This window comes from Phycicoccus sp. M110.8 (genome assembly GCF_032464895.1).
Taxonomy (GTDB): Bacteria; Actinomycetota; Actinomycetes; order Actinomycetales; family Dermatophilaceae; genus Pedococcus.
The window spans coordinates 136,927-157,165 of the sequence record NZ_JAWDIC010000004.1; the positions used below are offsets into that span (position 1 = coordinate 136,927).

Annotated in this window: 20 protein-coding genes; 14 read left to right on the forward strand and 6 right to left on the reverse strand. The window is 72.5% G+C overall.

What is annotated here, in order from left to right:
• Positions 1–4 precede the first annotated feature (4 nt).
• Positions 5–1,303, reverse strand: a complete 1,299-nt coding sequence (gene sepH, locus RKE38_RS16015) for a septation protein SepH (RefSeq protein WP_316008469.1) — start codon at positions 1,301–1,303, stop codon at positions 5–7.
• Between the two features lie 69 nt (positions 1,304–1,372).
• Between sepH and RKE38_RS16020 the strand changes: the two genes are divergently transcribed.
• The 3 genes from RKE38_RS16020 to RKE38_RS16030 are packed head-to-tail and all read left to right on the forward strand — an operon-like array spanning position 1,373 to position 4,007.
• Complete coding sequence (locus RKE38_RS16020; protein ID WP_316008470.1) at positions 1,373–2,008, forward strand: trimeric intracellular cation channel family protein; 636 nt, start codon at positions 1,373–1,375, stop codon at positions 2,006–2,008.
• A gap of 11 nt (positions 2,009–2,019) precedes the next feature.
• On the forward strand, positions 2,020–3,153 hold the full coding sequence (locus tag RKE38_RS16025) for a ferrochelatase (protein WP_316008471.1): 1,134 nt from the start codon (positions 2,020–2,022) through the stop codon (positions 3,151–3,153).
• 2 nt (positions 3,154–3,155) lie between these two features.
• Positions 3,156–4,007: an inositol monophosphatase family protein gene (locus tag RKE38_RS16030; protein ID WP_316008472.1), complete on the forward strand. Its 852-nt coding sequence runs from the start codon at positions 3,156–3,158 to the stop codon at positions 4,005–4,007.
• Between the two features lie 10 nt (positions 4,008–4,017).
• On the opposite strand, the gene RKE38_RS16035 is transcribed toward RKE38_RS16030, so the two are convergent.
• Positions 4,018–4,206, reverse strand: coding sequence for a hypothetical protein (locus RKE38_RS16035; protein ID WP_316008473.1), 189 nt, complete (start codon positions 4,204–4,206; stop codon positions 4,018–4,020).
• 365 nt (positions 4,207–4,571) lie between these two features.
• Between RKE38_RS16035 and RKE38_RS16040 the strand changes: the two genes are divergently transcribed.
• From RKE38_RS16040 to RKE38_RS16060, 5 genes are read left to right on the forward strand one after another with little or no spacing between them, the layout of a single operon-like run.
• The gene (locus RKE38_RS16040) at positions 4,572–4,871 is read left to right on the forward strand and encodes a DUF4193 domain-containing protein (RefSeq protein ID WP_310156266.1); all 300 of its coding nucleotides are present in this window, start codon (positions 4,572–4,574) and stop codon (positions 4,869–4,871) included.
• Positions 4,872–4,929: 58 nt separating this feature from the next.
• Complete coding sequence (gene dut, locus RKE38_RS16045) at positions 4,930–5,424, forward strand: dUTP diphosphatase (RefSeq protein WP_316008474.1); 495 nt, start codon at positions 4,930–4,932, stop codon at positions 5,422–5,424.
• An 8-nt stretch (positions 5,425–5,432) separates the two neighbouring features.
• Positions 5,433–6,320: a DUF3710 domain-containing protein gene (locus tag RKE38_RS16050; RefSeq protein ID WP_316008475.1), complete on the forward strand. Its 888-nt coding sequence runs from the start codon at positions 5,433–5,435 to the stop codon at positions 6,318–6,320.
• Positions 6,321–6,326: 6 nt separating this feature from the next.
• The gene (locus tag RKE38_RS16055; protein WP_316008476.1) at positions 6,327–6,749 is read left to right on the forward strand and encodes an OB-fold nucleic acid binding domain-containing protein; all 423 of its coding nucleotides are present in this window, start codon (positions 6,327–6,329) and stop codon (positions 6,747–6,749) included.
• Positions 6,739–7,506 carry a DUF3159 domain-containing protein gene (locus RKE38_RS16060; protein WP_316008477.1) on the forward strand — a complete coding sequence of 256 codons (768 nt, stop codon included), beginning with the start codon at positions 6,739–6,741 and terminating at the stop codon, positions 7,504–7,506. The genes RKE38_RS16055 and RKE38_RS16060 overlap by 11 nt, the downstream gene beginning before the upstream one ends.
• A 71-nt stretch (positions 7,507–7,577) precedes the next feature.
• Here RKE38_RS16060 and RKE38_RS16065 read toward each other — a convergent pair whose 3' ends face one another.
• Together RKE38_RS16065 and RKE38_RS16070 are read right to left on the reverse strand one after the other, a co-directional pair.
• Complete coding sequence (locus RKE38_RS16065; protein ID WP_316008478.1) at positions 7,578–8,258, reverse strand: TrkA family potassium uptake protein; 681 nt, start codon at positions 8,256–8,258, stop codon at positions 7,578–7,580.
• Positions 8,259–8,285: 27 nt separating this feature from the next.
• On the reverse strand, positions 8,286–8,954 hold the full coding sequence (locus RKE38_RS16070; protein ID WP_316008479.1) for a TrkA family potassium uptake protein: 669 nt from the start codon (positions 8,952–8,954) through the stop codon (positions 8,286–8,288).
• A 128-nt stretch (positions 8,955–9,082) separates the two neighbouring features.
• Here RKE38_RS16070 and RKE38_RS16075 point away from each other — a divergent pair, with 128 nt between their 5' ends.
• The 5 genes from RKE38_RS16075 (at position 9,083) to RKE38_RS16095 (ending at position 16,962) form a co-directional block, all read left to right on the forward strand.
• A complete protein-coding gene (locus RKE38_RS16075) occupies positions 9,083–11,041 on the forward strand; it encodes an APC family permease (protein ID WP_316008908.1) in 1,959 nt (652 codons plus the stop codon).
• The gene (locus tag RKE38_RS16080) at positions 11,038–12,351 is read left to right on the forward strand and encodes a class I SAM-dependent RNA methyltransferase (protein WP_316008480.1); all 1,314 of its coding nucleotides are present in this window, start codon (positions 11,038–11,040) and stop codon (positions 12,349–12,351) included. The genes RKE38_RS16075 and RKE38_RS16080 overlap by 4 nt, the downstream gene beginning before the upstream one ends.
• Positions 12,348–12,854: a thioesterase family protein gene (locus RKE38_RS16085; RefSeq protein WP_316008481.1), complete on the forward strand. Its 507-nt coding sequence runs from the start codon at positions 12,348–12,350 to the stop codon at positions 12,852–12,854. Before RKE38_RS16080 ends, RKE38_RS16085 begins: the two co-directional genes overlap by 4 nt.
• A 62-nt stretch (positions 12,855–12,916) precedes the next feature.
• Positions 12,917–15,706 carry an aconitate hydratase gene (locus RKE38_RS16090; RefSeq protein WP_316008482.1) on the forward strand — a complete coding sequence of 930 codons (2,790 nt, stop codon included), beginning with the start codon at positions 12,917–12,919 and terminating at the stop codon, positions 15,704–15,706.
• A gap of 239 nt (positions 15,707–15,945) precedes the next feature.
• Complete coding sequence (locus tag RKE38_RS16095) at positions 15,946–16,962, forward strand: hypothetical protein (protein WP_316008483.1); 1,017 nt, start codon at positions 15,946–15,948, stop codon at positions 16,960–16,962.
• 64 nt (positions 16,963–17,026) lie between these two features.
• Here the strand turns inward: RKE38_RS16095 and RKE38_RS16100 are convergent, their stop codons facing one another.
• Complete coding sequence (locus RKE38_RS16100) at positions 17,027–17,608, reverse strand: hypothetical protein (RefSeq protein ID WP_316008484.1); 582 nt, start codon at positions 17,606–17,608, stop codon at positions 17,027–17,029.
• Positions 17,609–18,311: 703 nt separating this feature from the next.
• Here RKE38_RS16100 and RKE38_RS16105 point away from each other — a divergent pair.
• Positions 18,312–18,452 (forward strand): hypothetical protein, encoded by a 141-nt coding sequence (locus tag RKE38_RS16105; RefSeq protein WP_316008485.1) that lies wholly within the window; start codon positions 18,312–18,314, stop codon positions 18,450–18,452.
• 176 nt (positions 18,453–18,628) lie between these two features.
• Here the strand turns inward: RKE38_RS16105 and RKE38_RS16110 are convergent, their stop codons facing one another.
• Positions 18,629–20,023 (reverse strand): HNH endonuclease signature motif containing protein, encoded by a 1,395-nt coding sequence (locus tag RKE38_RS16110; protein ID WP_316008486.1) that lies wholly within the window; start codon positions 20,021–20,023, stop codon positions 18,629–18,631.
• Positions 20,024–20,239 lie beyond the last annotated feature (216 nt).

Sequence of the window (20,239 nt, forward strand, 5' to 3'; positions counted from 1 at the left end):
CGGCTCACTCGCGGGGCTTGGCCCCGAACATGACGTCGTCCCAGCTCGGCACGCTCGGCCGACCCGCGCGCCGCCTGGCCGGCCGCGGCCGCGGCGCGGTCTCGGACTCGGGCTCCCGCCCTGACGTCGGCTCCGACTCGGGCTGCGCGCGGTCCTGCGCCGCCGGTTGCGCCGGCTTCGCCTTCTCCCGGTCCCCGGGCACCCGCCGGCCGGGCTCCGCCGGCCCGTCGGTCTCCTGGACCTCCGCAGCGCTGGGGGCGTCGGGCCCCGGCGCGGTCCCACGGCCACGGGAGGGGTCCGGCCGGTCCTCGGGCGAGGTGTACGCGGCGGGGAGGACGTCGTGCCCGACCTCGCCGGCGTCCTCGTCGAGCGGGTGCGGACCCTTGGCCGCTGGCGGGGGCGCCATGGTCTCGGGGTCGTAGGCGAAGTCCTCCAGGGGCAGCGCGTCCTCGCGCGGGGCCTCGTCGACCGGGGTCGCCGCGGGGCTGCTCCGGCGCCGGCGGGGACGGCCGCGGTGGGCGGCCCGCTCGCGCATGGCCGACATGAGGTCCAGGGGCTCCTCCGGGACCGGGGGAGCGGCCTGGCGGCGCGGTGAGGCCACGCCGCCCTCGGCCTCCACGTCGTAGACCGTGGTCGCCCGGGCGGGAGCCGAGACCAGGTGGGGGGCCGGCAGGGGGGAGGCCGGCGTGGCCGCCTCCTCCTCGCTGAGCCAGCGGGCCTCGTCGTCGACCGCCGTGACGGTGCGCGCCTGCACGTCGAAGGCCCAGCGCGCCTGGCGCTCGCGGCCGCCGGCGGGGAAGGTCAGGATGACGGTCCACTCACCGCTGTCGTTGCGGGCGGAGTCCCACTCGGCGAGGCCGGGGTCGACGCCGCGGCCGGAGAGGCGCTGGCTGACCCTCGCGGCCAGCGTCGTGGCCTGCTGCCCGCTGCCGCCTCGGGCGCGCACCCGCACGGTGCGGGCCAGGCCGGCGACATACTCGCGCTCGGCGAGGATGGGGCCCTCGTACCGGGCGACCTTCTCGACCGTCCAGCCCGAGCGCTCGGCGACCTCAGCGGCCGAGTACCCCGCCCGGATCAGCGCCTGCACCTCGCGCGGACGCATGCCGCCGTCGATCTCGATCTGGAGCTGGCCGAGGCGCGGGCGGTCACGGCGCACGGCAGCGCGAAGCGGCTCGTCGAGCTCCACCCGGAACCGCTCGCCCTCGTTGTCGGACAGCAGCAGGTGCTGACCGTCCTCGTGGACTCCGATGAGCCGCAGGTCTCGCATTGCCTCTCCCGTACCGCCCTGGTCTGTGCTGGGCATCGCCTCGACTCTGCCATCCGTGAGGTCCCCACGAAAGCGCCCACGCCGCGCAGGTACTTTTGACCTGCGATGCTCACCCTCGACACCCACCTGCAGCTGGTCCTCGACCTCGTCGGGGTCTTCACGTTCGCCCTGTCCGGTGGGCTCGTGGCGGTCAAGAAGCGGCTCGACCTGTTCGGGGTGCTGGTGCTCGCCGGAGCCGCGGCCCTGGGTGGCGGGGTCCTGCGCGACCTGCTCATCGGCTCCGTGCCACCGGTCGGCATCTCGGACTGGCGGCTGGTGACCTGTGCCGTCGTCGCCGGCCTCGTGACCTTCCTCTTCCACCCGGGCGTCGAGCGGATCTCGCGGTTCGTGCGGGTCCTCGACGCCGCCGGCCTGGCCGTCTTCGCGATCAGCGGGTCGCTCAAGGCCCTGGGCGCAGGCATGGACCCCCTGACCTCGGTCCTCGTCGGCGGCATCACCGCCGTCGGGGGCGGCATGCTGCGCGACCTGCTCGCCGGCCAGGTGCCGGAGGTGCTCCGCCGGGAGATGTACGCGCTGCCGGCGCTCTTCGGGTCCGCCCTCATCGTGACCGCCCACCACTTCGACCTGGTCACCCCGCTGGTGATCTGGTCCTGTGTCGCGTTCGTCTTCGTTGTCCGGATGGTGGCGGTCATCCTCGACGTCCACGCCCCTCGTCCCCTGCGCACCGAGCTGCCCCAGTAGAGGATTTCCCTGTGAGCACCCCTGAGAACACCGCGAACCCCCTCGCCCCCTACGACGGCATCCTGCTGCTGTCCTTCGGCGGACCCGAGAAGCCGGAGGACGTCCTGCCGTTCCTGCGCCGGGTCACCGCCGGCAAGAACATCCCCGACGAGCGGCTCGAGCAGGTCGGCGAGCACTACTACGGCTTCGGCGGCCGCAGCCCGATCAACGACCAGAACCGCGCCCTCATCGCCGCCCTGCGCGCCGAGCTGGACCGCCGGGAGATCGACACCCCGATCGTGTGGGGCAACCGCAACTTCACCCCGTTCGTGGCCGAGGCCCTCACCGAGGCGCACGAGCGCGGCATACGGCGGCTCGTGACGGTCATGACCAGCGCGTACTCCTGCTACTCCTCGTGCCGGCAGTACCGCGAGGACCTCGCCGCCGCCCAGCAGGAGGTGGAGGCCGCAGGCGTCGACCTCGAGGTCGAGGTCGACAAGGTCCGCACCTACGCCAACCACCCCGGCTTCTCGCGCACCAACAGCCGGCTGGTCACCGAGGCCGTCCGCGAGGTCCTGCGCTCCGGCGAGGACCCGGGGTCGGTCCGGCTGCTGTTCGTGACGCACTCGATCCCGACCGCGATGGACGACACGTCGGGTCCCGGCGACGGGGAGGGCAACGCGTACTCGCGCCAGCACCTCGCCCTCGGCGCGGCCATCACCGAGGAGGTCAACGCCACCCTCGACACCGACCTCGAGGGCGAGCTGGTCTTCTGCTCGCGCTCCGGCCCGCCGACCCAGCCGTGGCTCGAGCCCGACGTCAACGACCGGCTCGAGGAGCTGGCTGCCGAGGGGGCCCGGACGGTCGTGGTGGCCCCCATCGGCTTCGTGTCCGACCACATGGAGGTGGTCTACGACCTGGACACCGAGGCCGCGGAGACGGCCGAGCGGCTCGGGCTGCGCATGGTCCGCGTCCCCACCGTCGGTGTCGACCCCGAGTTCGTCTCCGGGCTGGCCGACCTCCTCCTCGAGCGTGCGGCCCTGGCGCGGGGTGAGCAGCCGCAGCAGCCGGCGTGGCCGGGAGGCAAGCCCCTGAACTGGGTCTGCGCCCCGGGCTGCTGCCCCAACCTGCGCGTCGCCAAGCCCGCCCTGTGCGGCCGGGACTGACCGTGGACGCGGTCCTTCCGCCGCAGGAGGAGCTCGAGGAGCTCGAGCGGGTCGCCGTCGCGGTGGCCGGGGAGGCGGGGCGGCTCGTCGTCGACGAGCGCCCGCGTGACCTCGGGGTGTCCAAGACCAAGAGCACGGCCACGGACATCGTCACCGTGATGGACCAGCGGGCCCAGGACCTGCTGCGCGCGCGGCTGGGGGAGCTGCGCCCGCAGGACGGCTTCCTCGGCGAGGAGGAGGGCGGCGCCGCCGCCCGGTCCGACGTCACGTGGGTCGTCGACCCCATCGACGGCACCGTGAACTACCTCTACGCCCTGCCCGCGTATGCCGTGTCCGTGGCGGCCGTGGTGGGGGACCCCGGCACGCCCGGGGCGTGGCAGCCGGTCGCCGGGGCCGTGGTCAACCCGGTCACGGGCCAGCTCTTCCACGCCCGCGCGGGTGGTGGCGCCTGGCTGCGCACCGGCGTCGGTGAGGACCAGCGGCTCGAGGTGACAGCGCCCCCGGTCCTGGCCCAGGCGCTGACCGGCACGGGCTTCGGCTACGACCCCGAGCGGCGACGCGAGCAGGCGCGGCTCCTGGTCGAGGTGCTGCCGCGCGTCCGGGACATCCGGCGCCTGGGCAGCGCCGCGCTCGACATCTGCGCCGTCGCGCACGGCACCCTGGACTGCTACTACGAGCAGGGCCTCAACGCCTGGGACATGGCCGCGGCGTGGCTGGTGCTCACCGAGGCGGGCGGCGTCTTCACCGGGCTCGGCGACGCCCCGCCCACGCCCGACATGGTCGTGGCCGGGGCACCCGCGCTGCACGGGGAGCTCGAGCGTGTCGTCCGCGAGGCGAGGGCCACCCTGGCCTGAGGGCGCCGGGTCAGGCCGAGGCGGCGAACCCCGCCAGCTCGGGGATGCGCAGGCCGTGCTCGGCGGCGAGGCGGGCGAGGTTCTCCAGCTCGGCCTCCCTGACGGAGGCGAGGTAGTCGTCACCGGACTCCCGCGCTCCGCGCAGGGACTCCATGGCGCTCTGGGCGTGGGAGCGGATCTCACTGTGGAACTCGGTCATCGTGCACCCCTCTCTTCGTCTGGGACGAGGCGTAGGTCGGGCTCGGGCCGGAGCGAAGACTCTATGCACCCGAACGCAGGAACCGGGAACCGGGTTGCCCGTCTTGGGTGAACAGTGGGTGAATGCAGACGCTTCCTTGGCATTGGGAACCGCCACGTTCGGGCAGAAACGGGACGCCCGTCGAGGCCGCTGGCGACGGTCGGCTCGCCGAATCTGGACCCGATGGTGACGCCCCGGTCTCCATGGGGCACAATCCCGGCCTGCGGTGGGCACAAAACCGCACGCACCTGCGTTGACACCGGCGAAATGGCTTCCCGGCGAGCGGGAGGCCAGATGTACCGAGCAACAGGAGAGCGACAGCGACCATGGCGACTGACTACGACGCGCCGCGCAAGACCGATGACGAGCTGTCCGAGGACTCGATCGAGGAGCTGAAGTCCCGACGGGTCGACAAGAGCGCCTCGAGCGTGGACGTCGACGAGGCCGAGCAGGCCGAGGGCTTCGAGCTCCCGGGTGCCGACCTGTCCGGGGAGGAGCTCTCGGTCCGGGTGATCCCGCGCCAGAGCGACGAGTTCACCTGCTCCCGGTGCTTCCTGGTGCACCACCGCAGCCAGCTGGCCAGCGAGGCCGGCGGGGTGCTGGTGTGCCGGGAGTGCGCCGCGTAGGTGGCACCCGCGTCCGGACGGACGACGGCAGGGCCGGGCAGGGATAGGGTCAGTCCACGTGGCTGACCCTTCCCGCGTCCCGGAGCCGGCGGTGCCCGTGCACCTGCGCCGGCTCGACCCGGACCTCCCGGTGCCCTCGTACGCCCATCCGGGCGACGCCGGCGCCGACCTGCACGCAGCGGTCGAGGTGACCCTGGCCCCGGGGGAGCGCACGCTCGTCCCCACCGGGGTGGCCCTCGCCCTGCCGGAGGGCTACGTGGGGCTGGTGCACCCCCGCTCCGGGCTCGCCGCCCGGCACGGGATCACGATCGTGAACGCACCCGGGACGGTCGACGCCGGCTACCGCGGGGAGGTGCTGGTCAACCTGGTCAACCTCGACCCCCGCGAGGACTTCACGGTGCGCCGTGGCGACCGCATCGCGCAGCTCGTGGTGCAGCAGGTCGCCCGCGTGCAGTTCGTCGAGGTCGATTCGCTCGAGGACAGCTCCCGGGGTGACACTGGACACGGGGCCAGTGGTGGCTTCGGGCACCACACCACGACGACGAAGGACTGACGACAGCAGTGGGCATCTTCCGACGAGGCAAGCAGACCGCGGCGACCGACCAGACGGTTCCCGGCGACGCCGTCGACGACCTCTCCGCCGAGGGCTCCACTGTGGACCGCACGGACACGGTCTCCGACGCGACAGGTGCGGCGGACCCGGACGCCACCGGCGCTGGTTCCGTGGACGCGTCGACCGCCGGCGGCGACGACACCGAGGGCAGCTCCTCCGGGGCGGACGAGACCGGTGCACCGCGCACGGGCCGGCGCGAGGAGCTCGGCCCGTTCGACAGCGCTGAGGTCGACGGCGAGTCCGACGGCCGCCTGGACCTCGGTGGCCTGCGCATCCAGGGGGTCCCCGGGATGGAGCTGCGGCTCGAGGTCGACGAGGAGGCGGGACAGGTGGTCGGCGCGACCGCCGTCATCGCGGACTCCGCCGTCCAGCTCCAGGCCTTCGCCGCGCCCCGGACCGCCGGCATCTGGGACGAGATCCGCGGCGAGATCGCGGAGTCGATCCTCAACCAGGGTGGCACCGCCGACGAGGTGCGTGGCGAGCTCGGCCTCGAGCTGCGCACGCGGATGCCCTCCGCCGGCCCCGACGGCCGCACGGTCTTCGCCCCGGCCCGGTTCGCCGGTGTCGACGGCCCGCGCTGGTTCCTGCGCGCCGTGTTCTCGGGCCGCGCGGCGATCGAGGACGAGGCGGCCGCCCCACTGCTCGAGGTCGTGCGCAACACGGTCGTGGTCCGCGGTGACGCCGCCATGGCCCCCCGGGAGATGCTTCCCCTGCAGCTCCCCGCCCAGGCCGCCGGGCCGGAGGGCGAGCCGGCCGACGAGGCGGGCGCCCCCCAGCGCCGCGCCGACGACCTCAACCCCTTCGAACGCGGCCCCGAGATCACCGAGGTCAGGTAGGCAGCCATGGCTCACCCCAGCACCCCGACCCGCGTCGGCGGCACGGCCACCAAGGAGCACCGTTCGGCCCTCGCCCGGCTCGGGGAACGGCTCACCAAGTCGGTCACGCAGATCGAGGCCGACGAGCTGCAGGAGGACGCCGTTCGCATGGGCTGCACCCCGATGTGCGACCTCGTCGACCGGCAGGAGGCGACGGTGTCCGGCACCGTCCGCGCGGTGACGCTGCGGCCCCGGGTCAACGTGCCCGCGCTCGTCGTCGACCTCTACGACGGCAGCCGCACCATCAACCTCGTCTGGCTCGGTCGCCGCACCATCGGCGGCATCTCGCCGGGCACCTACCTGCGGGCCAGCGGTCGCGTCACGTGGACGCGCGGCGTGCCCACGATCTTCAACCCGTCGTACGAGATCGTCCCGCCGCGTGGCCACTGACCGCGTGGGCGCGGACGCCGGCGGGGCGCTCGTCCCGCTGACGACGGTGGAGGAGGTCATCCGCCACCGGCTGACCGCCGCCTTGGGCGGGTGGCGCGGGTCGCTCGAGACCGCCCTGCCGACGCTGGCCTTCGTCGTGCCGTGGGTCGCGCGGAGCGACCTGCGGACGGCCGTCGTGGCCGCCGTCGCCGTGACGGTCGTGCTCGCGGTCGTCCGGCTCGCCCAGCGCCAGAGCACCAAGTTCGTCCTGCAGGCGGTCGTCCCCACCGTCGTCGCCGCCGTCTTCGCGCTGCGCTCGGGCCGGGCCGAGGACGCGTTCCTGCCCGGGATCCTCTGGAACGCGGTCATGGGCGTCGTCGCCGTCGTGTCCGTCGCGACCCGGTGGCCGCTGGTCGGGTTCATGGTCGCGGCCGGTGACCCGGACCTCGCCGAGGACCCCCTGGGGTGGCGGCGCGACCGGGGGCTGGTGCGCGTCTGCCAGCGGCTCACCCTCGTGCTGGTCGCGATCTTCGCCGTCCGGCTCGCCGTGATGGTCCCGCTGTACCTCGCGGGCGCCGTGGCAGCCCTCGGCGTGGCCAAGATCGTCCTGGGCTGGCCGTTGTGGCTCGGCGCGGTGGCGGTCATGGGCGTGCTGCTCGTGCGTGGCCACACGCCGCAGGAGCCGGCTGCCGCCCCCGCAGCGGCCCGGGCACCCCACCACGCCGCCGAGGCGGCGGAGCACGGCCCGGCGACGGACACCGAGTCCGCTGCTCGCTAGGCCACGGCCCGGCGGCGGACACCGAGTCCGCGGCACGCCAAGGCTCGCCGCGGCGGGCTGGCGGCAGGCGGTCAGTCGGCCGCGCGCGGCTGCCGGTCGCCGGGGCTGAGCATCGCCTCGAGCTCGTCCTCGAACTCCGGCGTGGTGATGAACAGCAGCTCGTCGTGCGGCTCGAGCGAGTCGTCCCGGCTCGGCGCGATCGGGTGGTCCTCGCGGATGATCCCCACGAGCACCGTCTCGCCGGGGAACGCCACGTCGCCGGCGCGCTTGCCGGCATACGGGCTGTCGGCCGGCAGCGTGAGCTCGACCATGGTGGCCTGGCCCTGCTGGAACTGGAAGATCCGGACGAGGTCGCCGACGCTGACGGCCTCCTCGACGAGGGCCGTCATGAGGCGCGGCGTCGACACCGCGACGTCCACCCCCCAGGCCTCGTCGAACATCCACTCGTTCTTGGGGTTGTTGACCCGCGCCACGGTGCGGGGCACGCCGAACTCGGTCTTGGCGAGCAGCGACACCACGAGGTTGACCTTGTCGTCGCCGGTGGCGGCGACGACGACGTCGCACTCGGCGAGGCCCGCCTCGTGCAGGGCCGTGATCTCACAGGCGTCGGCGAGCAGCCAGCTCGCCTCGGGGATCCGGCTCTGGATCTCCTTGCGCTCCTTGTCCATGAGCAGCACCTGGTGGCCGTTGTGCAGCAGCTCGCGGGCGATGGAACGGCCCACGCTGCCGGCGCCGGCGATGACGACACGCATCGATGTCCTCCTGGTCCGTGCTTCTCGTCAGTGCTCGCTGGGCGCGGGCGGGGCGTCGAGCGTGCGCTCCACCGACGGCAGGTCGGTGACCAGCGTCGCGACGTGCAGCAGGTCGCCCTCCTGGAAGACCGTGTCGCGTTCGACGAGGATGCCGGAGCCGAGCCGGGTCAGGTATGCCGTGCGGGCGCCGGTGGCCTCCTCGAGCGCGCTGATGCGGTGGCCCACCCAGGCGGGGTTGACCGTCACCTCTGCGATGACGACCTTGCCGGAGGGGTCGACCAGCTCGGGCACGTGTCCCTGGGGGAGCAGCCGGCGGATCATCTGGTCCGACGTCCACTTCACCGTGGCCACGGTGGGGATGCCGAGCCGCTGGTAGACCTCGGCGCGGCCGGGGTCGTAGATCCGGGCGACCACGTGCTCCACGCCGAAAGTCTCCCGGGCCACGCGGGCCGCCAGGATGTTGGAGTTGTCGCCGCTGGACACGGCCGCGAAGGCGTAGGCGTCGTCGATGCCCGCCTCCTTGAGGGTGTCGCGGTCGAAGCCCACACCGGTGACGCGGCGCCCCTCGAAGGAGGACCCCAGCCGGCGGAACGCCGACTCCTCCTGGTCGATGACGGCGACGTCGTGGCCCTGCGCCTCGAGGCTGTGCGCGAGGGAGGACCCCACACGCCCACAACCCATGATCACGAAATGCACGACGCCGACGCTACACGCTCACCTGACCAGCGGCGCAGGGCGGCGCGCAGCCCCCACCCGGGCCCCATAGAGTGTTCGCCGTGCCAACCTCTGGACGCGTCCTCAAGCGGGTGCTCGTCGGGCGCGCGATGCGCAGCGACCGCCTCGGGGAGACCCTCCTCCCCAAGAAGCTCGCGCTCCCCATCTTCGCCAGCGACGCGTTGTCCTCCGTGGCCTACGCCCCGGACGAGATCTTCCTGACCCTCGGCCTGGCCGGCGGCTTCCTCGCGCTGACCCACTCGTGGCAGATCGGCCTGTGCGTCGTCGCCGTCATGCTGGTCGTCGTCGCGTCCTACCGGCAGAACGTGCACGCCTACCCCTCCGGCGGTGGCGACTACGAGGTGGCCAACACCAACCTGGGGCCCAAGGCCGGGCTCACCGTCGCCTCGGCCCTCCTCGTCGACTACGTCCTGACCGTCGCGGTCTCGATCTCCTCCGGCGTGCAGAACGCCGCGGCCGCGCTGCCGTTCATCCGCGGGCACGAGGTCGTCGTCGCCGTGGCGCTCGTCGTCCTGCTCACCGCGATGAACCTGCGTGGCGTGCGCGAGTCCGGGAAGGCGTTCGCGATCCCGGTCTACGCGTTCATGGCCAGCGTCATCGGCATGGGCGTCGTCGGGCTCATCCGCGAGGTGACCGGCACGCTGCCGCAGGCCGAGAGCGCCAAGCTGACGCTCGCCCCGGAGACCGGGTTCGAGTCCCTGGGCGGCTTCGCGCTGATGTTCCTGCTGCTGCGGGCGTTCTCCTCCGGCTGTGCCGCCCTCACCGGTGTCGAGGCGATCTCCAACGGGGTCCCGGCGTTCAAGAAGCCCAAGTCCCGCAACGCCGCGACGACGCTGCTCATGATGGGCCTCATCGCCATCACGATGCTCATGTCGATGCTGGTGCTGGCGAAGTGGACCGGCATCAAGTACGCCGAGAACCCCGCCACGCAGCTCCTGCTCGACGGCAAGCCGGTCGGCGACGGCTACGTGCAGGACACGATCATGGGGCAGGTTTCCAAGGCCGTCTTCTCCGGCTTCCACCCGGGCGTCGTGCTCGTCTCGATCGTCGCCGGGCTCATCCTCGTCCTGGCCGCCAACACGGCGTTCAACGGCTTCCCGGTGCTGGGCTCGATCCTGGCCAAGGACGGCTACCTGCCGCGCCAGCTGCACACCCGCGGCGACCGGCTGGCCTTCTCCAACGGGATCCTCATCCTCGCCGGCGCCGCCGCCTTCCTCATCATCCTGTACAACGCCGAGGTCACGAAGCTGATCCAGCTGTACATCGTCGGCGTCTTCGTGTCGTTCACGCTGAGCCAGACCGGCATGATCCGGCACTGGAACCGGCACCTGCGCCTCGAGCGCGACCCGCGTGCCCGCGCCCGCATGATGCGCAGCCGGGTCATCAACGCGGTCGGCGCGACCATGTCGGGCCTGGTGCTGGTGGTCGTGCTGCTCACGAAGTTCGTCCACGGCGCGGGCTACGCCATCGCGGCCATGGTGGTGCTGTTCTTCATCATGCTGCGCATCCACAAGCACTACGAGCGGGTCCGCGAGGAGCTGCGGGTCATGGAGGACGACAGCGAGGCCCAGCTGCTGCCGAGCCGGGTCCACGCCATCGTGCTCGTGTCCAAGATCCACAAGCCGACCCTGCGGGCCCTCGCCTACGCCCGGGCCACCCGCCCCAACCGGCTCGAGGCGATCACGGTCAACGTGGAGCCCGACGAGACCCGCGCGCTGCAGGAGGAGTGGGACCGCCGCCGGATCCCGGTGCCGCTCAAGGCCCTCGACTCGCCCTACCGCGAGATCACGCGGCCGGTCGTCGAGTACGTCAAGTCGCTGCGCTCGGGCCACCCCCGCGACGTCGTGGTCGTCTACATCCCCGAGTACGTCTTGGGCCGCTGGTACGAGCAGGTCCTGCACAACCAGAGCGCCCTGCGCCTCAAGGGCCGGCTGCTGTTCACGCCCGGTGTCATGGTCGCGAGCGTCCCGTGGCAGCTGCGGTCCTCCGAGGGCGTCGAGGAGCGGCTCGACGGCCCCACGGCGGGCTCGGTCCGGCTCGGCCAGTGAGCGGCGGCAGCGAGCCGACGGTGCACGCCGGTCCCGGCGACCTGTCCGTCGGTGACGAGGTGGAGGTCGAGGTCGGCCCCGTCGCCCACGGCGGCTTCTGCGTCGCCCGGCACGAGGGCCGCGTCGTGTTCGTCCGGCACGCCCTGCCGGGGGAGCGGGTCACCGTCCGGGTGACCGAGGCGCGCGAGGGCCAGCGGTTCGTGCGGGCAGACGCCATGGCCGTGACGGCCGCGAGCCCGCACCGGGTCCAGCCGCCGTGCCCGTATGCCGGGCCGGGGCTGTGCGGCGGGTGCGACTTCCAGCACGCGGACCTGGCGTACCAGCGCGAGCTCAAGACCGCCGTCGTCCGTGAGCAGCTGTCGCGCCTGGCCGGGCTCGAGGTCGACGTCGAGGTCGAGGCGCTGCCCGGTGCGCCCGACGGCCTCGGCTGGCGGACCCGGGTCGAGTTCGCCGTCGACGAGTCGGGGCGGGCCGGCCTGCGCAAGCACCGGTCGCACGACGTCGTCCCCGTCGACACCTGCCTCATCGCCGACCCGCGGGTGCTGGCCACCGGTGTGCTCGAGGGCAGCTGGGCCGGGGAGAGCTCGGTGGACGTCGTGGCACCGTCGGTGGGGGAGCCCGTCGTGGTCGCGGTGCCCGGCGCGCAGGCCGTGCCGGTGGTCACGGAGGCGGTCCGCGGGGACCGGTTCTCCGGGGAGTTCGAGGTGTCGGCCCGCGGCTTCTGGCAGGTCCACCCCGCCGCCGCGACGACCTTCGTCGACACCGTCCTCGGCATGCTCGCGCCGCGCGCGGGGGAGACCGCCCTCGACCTGTATGCCGGCGTCGGGCTCTTCGCCCGGGCGCTGGCCGAGCAGGTGGGCCCGACCGGTCGGGTCGTCGCGGTCGAGTCCGACCCGCGCGCCACGGACGAGGCCGAGCGCAACCTCGCGGCGCACCCGTCGACGCTCGTGGTGCGAGCCCGGGTGGACGACGCGTTCGGCGTCCCGCGGCCGACCCGCAAGGGCTCGTCGGGCAACCGCCGCGCCGCCAGGGGCCGCAAGCTGCGCCGTCACCCGATGCTGCCGCCGACGGCCGACCTCGTCGTCCTCGACCCGCCACGCACCGGCGCCGGGCGCGACGTCGTGCGGCAGGTCGCCGCGCTGGGGGCGAGGGCCGTGGCCTACGTCGCCTGCGACCCCGCGGCGCTCGCGCGTGACACGGCATACCTCGCCGAGCACGGCTACGACCTCGTGACCCTGCGCGCCTTCGACGCCTTCCCCATGACCCACCACCTGGAGTGCATCGCGCTCTTCGAGAGGACCCGCACGTGAGCACCACCGACCGGACCGACCCGACCATCGCCGCGCGGGAGACCGGTGCGAGCGCGGCCGGGGCGACCGACGCAGGCGCGGCCGACCCCTTCGTGCACCGGGTCGAGGTGCACTTCTACGAGGTCGACCAGGTCGGGGTCGTGTTCAACGCGTGGTACCTCGCGTGGTGCGACGACGCCCGGCTGGCCTACTGCGACGCCCGTGGCTACGGCATCGAGGAGGCGAAGGCGCACGATGCGATGCCCCTGGTGCGGCACGCCGAGATCGAGTGGCTCGCGAGCCTGTCGGCAGGGGACCACGCGGAGATCGTGGTCCGGCCGGTGCGGGTCGGCACGACGTCGTTCACGCTCCGGCACGAGATCCACCGGGCCGGCGACGGCCAGCTGTGCGCCGTCCTCACCATCACCTACGTCGCCGCCGGTCTCGCCGAGCGGACCAAGCGAGACCTCCCGCTTCCGCTGCGTCGCGCGCTGGAGCAGGATCGATCGCAGCGCCCCTCCTGACGTGATATCTTGACGTCAAGATAAATCGGACGAAGAAGTCGACAGCATCGAAGGAGCCTGCAGTGGCCAGCACGAACAGCTTCAACGCCCACGGTGAGCTGAAGGTCGGTGACAGCTCCTACGAGGTGTACCGACTTTCCGCGGTCGAGGGCGCCGAGACCCTCCCGTACAGCCTCAAGGTGCTGCTCGAGAACCTCCTGCGCACCGAGGACGGCGCCAACATCACGGCCGACCACATCCGCGCGCTCGGCGGATGGGACGAGAACGCCGACCCCGACACCGAGATCCAGTTCACGCCCGCCCGCGTGATCATGCAGGACTTCACCGGTGTGCCCTGTGTCGTCGACCTGGCCACGATGCGCGAGGCCGTCGCCGACCTCGGCGGCGACCCGACGAAGATCAACCCGCTCAGCCCGGCCGAGCTCGTCATCGACCACTCGGTGATCATCGACGTCTTCGGCCGCAAGGACGCCTTCGAGAAGAACGTCGAGATCGAGTACGAGCGCAACGGCGAGCGCTACCAGTTCCTGCGCTGGGGCCAGACCGCGTTCGAGGACTTCAAGGTCGTCCCCCCGGGCACCGGCATCGTCCACCAGGTCAACATCGAGCACCTCGCCCGCACCGTCATGGTGCGTGACGGCGTCGCCTACCCCGACACCTGCGTCGGCACCGACTCGCACACGACGATGGTCAACGGCCTCGGCGTGCTGGGCTGGGGCGTCGGCGGCATCGAGGCCGAGGCCGCGATGCTCGGCCAGCCGGTCTCGATGCTCATCCCGCGGGTCGTCGGCTTCAAGCTCTCCGGCTCGATCCCCTCCGGCGCCACCGCCACCGACGTCGTCCTGACCATCACCGAGATGCTGCGCAAGCACGGTGTCGTCGGCAAGTTCGTCGAGTTCTACGGCGAGGGCGTCGCGCAGGTGCCGCTGGCCAACCGCGCCACCATCGGCAACATGAGCCCCGAGTTCGGCTCCACCTGCGCCATCTTCCCGATCGACGACGTGACCCTCGAGTACCTGCGCCTCACCGGCCGCTCGGAGGAGTCCGTCGCGCTCGTCGAGGCGTATGCCAAGGAGCAGGGCATGTGGCTCGACGCGTCGACGCAGGCGCGCTACAGCGAGTACCTCGAGCTCGACCTGTCCACCGTCGTCCCGTCGATCGCCGGCCCGAAGCGCCCGCAGGACCGCATCGCCCTGACGGATGCCAAGTCCGCGTTCCGCAAGGTGCTCCCGACCTACGTCTCCCACTCCGAGGGCGACCCCGGCGCTGCCGCCAGCTTCCCGGCGAGCGACCCGACGGCTCCCTCGGGCGTCTCGGTGGACCGCAACAACGGTGGTGACAAGCCGGCCGACACGGGTGACGCCAGCAACCGTCCCTCGCGCAAGGTCACGGTCACCACGGCTGAGGGTGCGTCGTTCGAGATCGACCACGGCATCGTGTCGATCGCCTCGATCACGAGCTGCACCAACACGTCCAACCCGTCCGTCATGATGGCCGCCGCGATGCTGGCCAAGAACGCCGTCGACCGCGGGCTCACCGTGGCCCCGTGGGTCAAGACCTCGATGGCGCCCGGTTCCAAGGTGGTCACCGACTACTACGAGAAGGCCGGCATGTGGCCCTACCTGGAGAAGCTCGGCTTCCACCTCGTGGGCTACGGCTGCACCACCTGCATCGGCAACTCGGGCCCGCTGTCGGACGAGATCTCCAAAGCCATCAACGACAACGACCTCGCGGTCGTGTCGGTGCTCTCCGGCAACCGCAACTTCGAGGGCCGGATCAACCCCGACGTGAAGATGAACTACCTCGCGTCGCCGCCGCTGGTCATCGCCTACGCCCTCGCGGGCACGATGGACTTCGACTTCGAGTCCGAGCCGCTCGGCCAGGACACCGACGGCAAGGACGTCTTCCTCAAGGACATCTGGCCCACCCCGGACGACGTCGAGCACACGATCGCGCAGTCGATCAACCAGGAGATGTTCACCAAGGACTACGCCGACGTGTTCGCCGGCGACGAGCGGTGGCAGTCGCTGCCGACGCCCGAGGGCAAGACCTTCGACTGGGCCGACGACTCCACCTACGTCCGCAAGCCCCCGTACTTCGACGGCATGCAGATGGAGACGACCCCGGTCGAGGACATCGCCGGTGCGCGGGTGCTCGCCAAGCTGGGTGACTCGGTCACGACCGACCACATCAGCCCGGCCGGCTCGATCAAGGCCGACAGCCCCGCCGGGAAGTACCTCGCCGAGCACGGCGTCGAGCGCAAGGACTTCAACTCCTACGGCTCGCGCCGCGGCAACCACGAGGTCATGATCCGCGGCACGTTCGCCAACATCCGGCTCAAGAACCTGCTGCTCGACGGCGTGGAGGGCGGCTTCACCCGCAACTTCCTCGCCGGTGGCGAGCAGACGACGATCTACGACGCCTCCGCCGCCTACCAGGAGGCCGGCGTCCCGCTCGTCATCCTCGCGGGCAAGGAGTACGGCTCGGGCTCGTCGCGTGACTGGGCGGCCAAGGGCACCCGCCTCCTGGGCGTCAAGGCCGTCATCGCCGAGAGCTACGAGCGCATCCACCGCTCCAACCTCATCGGCATGGGTGTCATCCCGCTGCAGTTCCCGCAGGGGGAGTCGGCGGAGTCGCTGGGCCTCGACGGCACCGAGACGTTCTCCATCGCCGGCATCACCGAGCTCAACGAGGGCCGCACGCCGAAGACGGTGAAGGTCCGGGCCGAGAAGGACGGTGGCGAGCCGGTCGAGTTCGACGCGGTGGTGCGGATCGACACCCCCGGCGAGGCCGACTACTACCGCAACGGCGGCATCCTCCAGTACGTCCTGCGTTCCCTCGTGAACGGCTGAGTTCCCCTCCGCCGCAACGGAGTTCGCCAAGGGGTGTGCCGCGTGGGAGACCACGCGGCACACCCCTTCACCGTGTGTGGAGCCCGCCGGACGTTGGGCTGTCCGCAGCCCGCTGAGAAGACCCGCGGACGCTGCCGGGCACGCCGGTTCGGTTGCATCCCCTTCCGGTTGGTGTTCCACTGGACACCGCAGGTCCTTTGAGCCGGGGAGCTTGGGGGAGCAGGGGAATGAGGGGAATAGTGCCGTGGCACCGCCTTGTGCGGCTGCTGCTCGGTGCTGGGTTCCTGTGTGTCGCGTGGGTGGTGCTCTCGTCCGGAGAGGCCCAGGCGGCCGAGGCGCCGCGCCCGCTCGGCCTCCTGCCTGCCACGACGTCCTCGTCGCCCCTCCCCGCGGCTCTCGACGACATCACGTCGACGACTACGCAGGCGACTGCGAGGACGACGGCGACGGCGACGGGTGGCGCGACGACTGCGGCGACGGCGACGGCACCGGCAACGAGTGCGGCGAGGACCGCGGCGACGGCGACGGCACCGGCAACGGGTGCGGCGACGGCACCGCTGGGCGGCCTTGTCGGTACCACCGTCGAGACCTCCATCGGGACCTCTGAGGAGCTCGTCGGCACGACGACCCAGGTGGTCGAACAGGCCACGAGCGGCGTTCCTGTCGTGGGAGACCAGGTCGCCGAGGTGACCCCCGTCGTGCGCGACGTCGTCGAGGGCGTGACGACGCCCATCACCACCACCGTGGAGGCGGTGCTCCCGCCCGCGCCGGCCGAAGCTCCGGTTCCCGCGCCGTCGCCGGGAGCTGGTTCGACGACCGCACCGGCCACCGAGCCGTCGGCCGACCAGAGCACGGTGAACACCGGAGCGCCGGCGAAACCTCACCTCGCAGGATCGGGAGCAGAACTGCAGGAATCCTCCGACATCGTTGTGTCGCAGTCGATTCCGCCATCGTCGCTTGTCGGGCCGCCGAGTGGAATGGTCCCGGCGCCGGACCCCTCTGTGCCGGCCCGCTCGGCTGCTTCGATGGCGTCGTCGTCCGGGCCGGACGGCCCTGCGCCGACGGCGCCCCTCAGCCCGGACCCGCAGGCGCCGGCGGCTCCGGCCACCTCAAGTTCGTCCGGCCCGCTGGCCTCAGACATGGCTGCGCTGCCGCCTCACGCGGTGCTGCGTGCCGCGGCGCAGGTACCGGTCCCTCATTGGGCGCCGGCCCTGGCCGGGTCCGACCTCAGGCAACCCGACAGCCGTCCTGACTGATCGGCTCGCTGCGTCCCTGGACGGACGCGAGAGAGCCATGTCGCGCTGCGCGCGACGTTCACGATCAGGAAGGAACGACCATGCACGCATACGTGCGCAGGGGCCTCGAAGCGGCCCTGATCGTTGGGGGAGGCATCCTGTTCTTCGCAGGGACGGCCTCCGCCGACGACACGAACGGAACGTCCGGCACCCTTGCCGGAAACCAGCTGGCGACCGTCGTCAGCGCGCCGATCGCGGCGTCGGGCAACAGCATCTCGGTGCTGGGGGACTCGACCTCGGGTGGCTCCGCCGCATCGACCACGGCCGGTGGGGGCGGTACGTCGGGCTCGACAACAAGCGGTACCGACTCGACGGCGGGTGGCAACCAGGTCACCGCGCCGGTGTCGGCGCCGGTCACGGCGTCGGGCAACAGCATCTCGGTGCTGGGCGACTCGACGTCGAGCGGTTCAGCCACGTCGGGGTCCACGACCTCCGGGTCAGGCTCGACGACGAGCGGTACCGACTCGACGGCGGGTGGCAACCAGGTGACCGCGCCGGTGTCGGCGCCGATCGCGGCGTCGGGCAACAGCATCTCGGTGCTGCGGGACTCGACGTCGAGCGGTTCGACGTCGAGGACGTCGAGCGGTTCAGCCACGTCGGGGTCCACGACCCCCGGGTCGGGCTCGACGACGAGCGGTACCGACTCGACGGCGGGTGGCAACCAGGTCACCGCGCCGGTGACGGCGCCGGTCACGGCCGGTGGCAACGCCGTGTCCGTAGTCGGGGATGCCACGTCGAGTGGCTCGACGGTCTCAGGGCCGACGGGTGCGTCCGGTACGTCGGGGTCCGGTTCGACCACCAGCGGTACCGACTCGACGGCGGGTGGCAACCAGGTCACCGCGCCGGTGACGGCGCCGGTCACGGCCGGTGGCAACGCCGTGTCCGTGGTCGGGGATGCCACGTCGAGTGGCTCGACGGTCTCAGGGTCGACGGGTGCGTCCGGTACGTCGGGCTCCGGTTCGACCACCAGCGGTTCCGACTCCGCCGGCGGTGGCAACCAGGTGACCACACCGGTCACGCTTCCCGTGACCATCGTCGGGAACGCTGTGTCGGTCGTCGGCGACGCGAGCACCATTGACTCCTCGTCGGGTGGCACGAGCACCCCGCCCGCTGGGGGCGCAGGGATGCCTCCGGGCAGCGGGGGAAGCGGCTCGACGCAGCCCGGTGACGGTGGCGGCGGCTCCACCACTCCGCCCGGTACTCCCGGTGGTTCCACGACCACGCCGGGTGGCTCCGGTGGCGGGGGTACGCCGAGCGGCGACGTCGTGGACCCCGGGACCGGTCCGTCGAGCTCGGGCGCAGCGTCTGCGGTGCCAGCCCTCGACACCGCCGCAGGGGCGGCCCTTGCCCTCACGGGTGCTCCCGCCATCGGGCTGCTGCTCCTCGCGCTGGCCCTCGTCCTGGCGGGCGCGGCAGCGCTGACGAGCAGGAGGTGGGTGCCCGCGGCCTGACCGGCTGACTGGGTGCCCGCGGCCTGACGAGCTGACTGGCTCGGTCAGCGTCGTCGACCGGCGTCCGAACTGGCGGTCCCGGGGCTGAAACAGCCACGGTCCCGGGACCGCCGTCCGTGCTGCTCGCGCCCTGCGCGAGCAGGGGCATGCCGCTGGCCCCGTCCGGGCGGACGGGGTCAGGGGCGAGGTCGATCTCGTCCCGGCGGCTCGGGCTCGGGGTCCTCCACCGGCACCAGGTGGAGCCCCCTGCGGCGCATCGCCTCGACGAGGTCGTCGTACGAGCCGGGGACGAGCTCCCAGTGCACCCTCGGGCCGTGGTCGCCCTGGACCACCGATCCGGCATACCTCTGCCGGTGCACCACGGTGTGGTGGGCGCGGCACAGGAGGGCGGCGTTGGCCACGTCGGTCGCCCCGCCATCGGCCCAGTGGACGAGGTGGTGCGCATCCGTCCAGCGAGCGGGCTTCGAGCATCCCGGGAAGGTGCAGCGGCGATCGCGCAGCCAGAGGTTGCGGATCTGTCCGGGTGTGAACAGCCGCTTCGCCTGGCCCTGGTCGAGCACCTCACCGCGCGAACCGAGGACGACGGGCACCACCTCAGCGTCGCAGGCCAGCCGTCGCACGGTGTCGGTCGTGAGCAGGGCGTCGCCGAAGGTCAGGCCGGCGCCCCGGCAACGTCGGCTCAGCACGTCCAGGCCGATCGTCACCACCAGGCTCGTCTTGGCCTGTCGTGGGACACCGTCAGGCGCCTCGACCGCGCGGCGGACGAGGTCGAGCAGGGCGTCCGCGCGACGGGTCGCGGGAGAGCGCAGGTCGAGCTCGCCGGTCTCCTCGTCGCGGGAGGGCTTGGCGAGCGCGTCGACGGCAGCGTCGACGACCGCGGCGCCCTCGTCGTCGAGCAACAGCGTGTAGCGGGAGAGGCCGAGCGGGCCCCTGCTCTTGACCATCGACCGGTGTGCCCGTCGGACGTCGTCCTCGTGCTCCACCAGCCGGTCCGGGCGCAGCTCGTTGCTCGTGTGGCGCAGGGCCACCGCGAGGTCGCCCTCGGACAGCCCACCGTGCCCGCGGGCGGAGTCGAGGAGCAGGTCCGTCAGGCTGTCGAGCTGCTTGGGGTCGGCCAGGCCACGGACAGACCTGTGGAACCGGACCAGCTGTGCCGCCTTCGAGACCGGCAGGCTCGAGGCGGTGTCCCCGCCGCAGGCGACGGTCGCGGCGGCGACGACCTCCGCCAGGCGTGGCTCGTCCGCGGACTCGGCCACGGTGTTGGCGGCGAGCACGGTCCGCTGCGGCAGCTCGGGTGCGACGGCCCGAGCCCAGTCGACGGGACCCCACCCCTCGCCCTTGTCCAGGCTGCGCCGCTTGGCCTCGGCGAGGACGGACACGAGGTGGGCGTCGACGCACGCCGAGAGGCGGCCGAGCAGCTGCAGCGCGGCCGTGACCTCACCCTCGCCGAGGGCCCACAGCCGCTCCGGGGACGACGAGGTCATCGCCTCGAGCGCCGCGACGGTCGCAGCCAGCACCGGGCGGGGCCCGGTGGCTCCTCGCCAGGCGAAGCCCTCGTCTGCGGTGGACATGATGCAAGCCTAGGTGCGACCATCGACAGCCTGCCGCCACGCGTCGCAGTCGTAATCGACTGCGACGCAACGACTTCGCCATCCGGGCTGACACAGAGGCACCGTCGCTGCTCACGCCACCGACGGGAGCGTCGGCCCTGTCCCCACGACCCGCTCCCTCACCCGAACGGTCGGCATCCCACGGTCCGGACCATCCGCACGCAGCCGTCGTGACAG